The sequence below is a fragment of the Nostoc sp. JL31 genome (genome assembly GCF_017114965.1).
Classification (GTDB): Bacteria; Cyanobacteriota; Cyanobacteriia; order Cyanobacteriales; family Nostocaceae; genus Nostoc; species Nostoc punctiforme_A.
Window position 1 is genome coordinate 1 of the sequence record NZ_JABXKO010000027.1, and the last position, 3955, is coordinate 3955.

3 protein-coding genes and 2 pseudogenes are annotated in these 3955 nt (G+C 37.8%); 2 read left to right on the plus strand and 3 right to left on the minus strand.

The window, feature by feature from the left end; all coding sequences use genetic code 11:
- A partial coding sequence (locus tag HWQ43_RS04860; RefSeq protein WP_292730844.1) for a DNA cytosine methyltransferase occupies window positions 1–297 on the plus strand: 297 nt, incomplete at its 5' end.
- A 7-nt stretch (window positions 298–304) separates the two neighbouring features.
- On the opposite strand, the gene HWQ43_RS04865 is transcribed toward HWQ43_RS04860, so the two are convergent.
- Together HWQ43_RS04865 and HWQ43_RS04870 are read right to left on the minus strand one after the other, a co-directional pair.
- Window positions 305–472 (minus strand): hypothetical protein, encoded by a 168-nt coding sequence (locus HWQ43_RS04865; protein ID WP_292730846.1) that lies wholly within the window; start codon window positions 470–472, stop codon window positions 305–307.
- Window positions 473–1228: 756 nt separating this feature from the next.
- Window positions 1229–1438, minus strand: coding sequence for a hypothetical protein (locus tag HWQ43_RS04870; RefSeq protein WP_292730848.1), 210 nt, complete (start codon window positions 1436–1438; stop codon window positions 1229–1231).
- Between the two features lie 570 nt (window positions 1439–2008).
- On the opposite strand from HWQ43_RS04870, the pseudogene HWQ43_RS04875 reads away from it, so the two are divergent.
- Window positions 2009–3394: pseudogene (locus HWQ43_RS04875) on the plus strand (IS1380 family transposase); the annotation flags it as partial.
- A 243-nt stretch (window positions 3395–3637) separates the two neighbouring features.
- Here the strand turns inward: HWQ43_RS04875 and HWQ43_RS04880 are convergent.
- Window positions 3638–3955: pseudogene (locus tag HWQ43_RS04880) on the minus strand (hypothetical protein); the annotation flags it as partial.

Genomic DNA, 3955 nt, shown 5'->3' on the forward strand with positions numbered 1-3955 from the left:
CGGGTTGGAGGACGCAAGTTACCCAAGTACAAGCCAGGGTCACACCCTGCTAATACCATTCTGCGATCCCACTTTACAGATCACAAAGGCTGCAATCGTAGTAAGTTCGCTGATATCTGGTTGCCTGATGGTACAGTCAAGTCTTTGTCTATTCAAGGTGCAGCGAGGTTACAGGGTTTTCCTGACTGGTACGAATTTCCCAACGAGACTGCCACTGCTGGGTCAATCATCGGCTATTCCGTACCTCCCAGTTTCGCAACTCAATTATTCATGTCGGCACAAAGTATAGCTATGTAGGCAATAACTAAGGCTCTATTCCTTCATCAATCCAAACATCAATTGCTGTTTTTACCTCTAATTCAGTCACGGCAGACCATTCTTTTTCGTTGATAGTTGTTTTAAATCCCGCTCTTTTACCATGACCAACTTTTTCCATTGAGTGTCCGCGATACACATTTTTAGGCTTAATCATTTTTCTTAATCATCTTTATAGAATATTATAAACTGCCGCTCAACAAGAAGAGTAGTTTGATTTTCTATAAGGGCTGGTGATCGGTGGGAGTATCATAACTGTAGATTATAGGGCTAATTTCAAGTAAGGCAGCTACGGAATAATTTCTATTATTTAAGTAAGCTACAATACTAAATATTGAGCTAAAACACATAACTAATCGCAGAGTAAATAAAATTATAAATTTAAGATTATTTTCAAATCCTGCTCTACTATCGGGCGTATCTGAGAATAGATAAACAGTTATAGCAAAAAGAATAGTAATTAAAGAGCTAAAAAAGTACCATTACAGTCGAATAAAGAGTTATTCCACTTTTTTTACCTACGTAGATAGGGTTTCAGTTGAGTGAGGTGCAACACCCTAGTCTTAACCCCTTGTTTCCTACGGTAACAGGCTTTAGTGCTGGAATCAGAATTCCATAAAAGCCAACTGAGCCTCCTGCCCTCTGCCTTTCTTGATAAAAAATCCTGGATAAATGCCAACTCTATCGAGATTGCAATTTATCCAGGGTTGTAAGGTATCTATTTATGTCTCGTAAAAACGTAAACTTAGTATTCCCAAAAATTTTAGAATTTGAACGTTACATAGATGTGATCCCCTCATGGCAGACATAGAAGCACTTTCAATTGCCTATTACACGGGGTGAAAGTAGCGAGATATCTGTTGGCGATCCAGTTTGCTCATGCTATGAGATTGCCTTGTTGCCTTGTCTGTCCCTATAATCCCTTTTTTTGTGCCAACTCTCGTAATCTCTGCACTAAATCTTGTCCATGCTCATGCCAATTTTTATGTTTACTCGCCAAATCAAGTATTTCCAGTTCAATTTGTTGTCGAGTTACCGCGTCTCCATCTAAATAAAATCCGAACAATAAATCCGCAAATGCTTCGGTATTTTGATTGACTGTATGCATTAAGTGTTCAATCATTAGGGAACTCCAAAATTACTTGTAGTAAGTCTGGAGTAGGAAGAATAAGGGAATCCTATGCATATCTCTGCCCAGACCCACATTATTCTTCCCGTGTTTTTACTTAAACTAACAGAGCGATCGCCTAACGGGCAATTCAGAACGCAATTTTGCTAATGACTCCCCACCAAAATCCTCCAACAGCATCGCGAGTGTTCGTTGAGATTCTTGGATACTATAAACCTTGATCGCACCTTCTACATTTAAAGAACCTATTTATCAAACATTTTGTCAATCCAGGCATAGAACTAGCATCACTCAATAGGGAGAGACAAACTTTGAGAGGATACGAAAACTGCAAATGCACTATTATTTGACACTGGCGGGACTTAAACAAAAATTAACCCGGATTTCTCACCAACTCGTAAAAAAAGGGAGATAAAAACTGCTAAGATGTATATATGTCAAGAATTTCAGTAGTTTTAAAGGATGATTCACCCAGCAACGCGATCGATACCAAAACAGTTCAAATTTGAACAGCCAAAATCACCCCCAATCGTAGTAAATTTCACTGGGTGACAGGTAACATCCGATGCTGGGTTAGGCTTAATTGCGGAACTAGACCGAAAATTGCAGATAACATCACGATTAGCCCTATGTTTCCAAGATTACCGTCAAATCAACCGAATGTTGCATCCAATAGAAAGCTTAATTGCACAACGGATATACGGGTTAGTCATGGGATATGAAGATTTGAATGACCATGAAGAATTACGTCATGATCCAATGTTTGCGTTAGCATTACAAAAAAGAATTGGACTAGAAAATGAAGCAGTTATATTAGCTGGAAAGAGTACATTAAATAGGCTGGAACATTGTCCACAAGATGTAGAGCAAGGAGCAGATAGTCGTTATCATAAAATCGGGCATTGTCCATCAGAAATTGAAAGTCTATTTGTGGATATATTTCTAGAATCTTACACCAAAGAACCACAACAAATTATTTTAGACTTGGATGTAACTGATGATTTAGTACATGGAACTCAGGAGCAAGTTTTTTTCAATACTTATTACGCAGGATACTGCTATGCTCCACTTTATATTTTTTGTGGCAAACACTTATTGGGAGCAAAACTACGACCTTCAAATGTAGACCCAGCAGCCGGTGCATTAGAAGAACTACAAAGAGTTATTAAACAAATACGTGAGCAATGGAGTAATGTCCAGATTTTAGTACGTGGAGATAGTGCATATTCACGAGACAATATCATGGACTGGTATGAATCCCAAACGGGAGTTGATTACGTTTTTGGATTGGCGCAAAACAGTCGTTTAATTCAGATGACTACCACGACTAAAAATAGAGCATCGCTTGAGTATGAGCAGAAACTATCAACAGTAGTTTCATTTTTAGAAACTGTGTTTAACCCAGATGAACAACTTCCTGAAGTTGCTTCTGACTTGATTAATAACTCAATTTGGTATAAATCTTTAGAATACCAGACTCGTGAATCTTGGAGTCGTAGTCGCCGTGTTGTCTGTAAAGTTGAGTATGGAGTCAAGGGAACCAATATCCGTTTTGTAGTCACATCAATTACTACAAATAAGATGGCTACAGGTGAACTTTATACCCAGAAGTATTATCCTAGAGGTGAGATGGAAAACCGCTTTAAAGAACAACAACTGGAACTTTTTAGCGATATAACCAGTACACACACATTTGCGGGCAATCAGTTACGATTGTGGTTTTCTTCTATAGCTTACGTTTTGATGAATGCCTTGCGGTCAAAATGTTTGGCAAAGACAGAATTACAAAACGCCCAAGTCGGAACTATTCGGACTAAATTACTGAAATTAGTCGCACTGATTACTGTAAGCGCACGGCGAATTTTAATTGCAATTAGTACCTCAAATCCTTCCAAACATATTTGGGCTGCTGCTTACCGATGCTTAAAAATGCTCCCGAATACCGCTTAATATTAGTTTTGGTGCATTTCCACTCATCTCTGATTAATGATGCTTTGAGCTTGGTTTGATCCAAGTCTAATTTTTAAATGCTTAATTTTATGAACCGAGGATTTTGCTTTCACTACCAAGAATAATATGGTAACTATTTTATCCCTATAGCTATGGTTTTATACTAATTTTGTCTCCCTACCTAAATTTGAATTGATAATGTATCAAAAAAATATCTTACATGAGGTCATGTAAATTGATTTTTTATTGCTTGTGAGAAATCCGGGTAAAGCTCAAACTGGCTTTATAAGCAGTAAACACGTCACGGTTGAGGGTCAACCAATCGAAGAATCGATAAGACATAGCCGTTCTAAATGCTTTTAAAGCTTCAGTAAAGGTGTTCAAAGGTTTGTTAGCCCACCTGCGTCTCAAACCACCTGTCAACTGATGCCAAAGAATAAAAGTATAGGCACAAAAAACTAAGATAAAATGTCTAATTAGACTTCTTTTCTCTCGGACTTAATATTCGTATAGGCAAGTGAGATTAATAATATTAGGGAAATTAGCCTTTGACCTGATACA

What these genes read in the sequence shown, in the direction of transcription:
- HWQ43_RS04865 (WP_292730846.1), bottom strand. Translation starts at nt 472, where the DNA reads ATGATTAAGCCTAAAAATGTGTATCGCGGACACTCAATGGAAAAAGTT.
- HWQ43_RS04870 (WP_292730848.1), bottom strand. Translation starts at nt 1,438, where the DNA reads ATGATTGAACACTTAATGCATACAGTCAATCAAAATACCGAAGCATTT.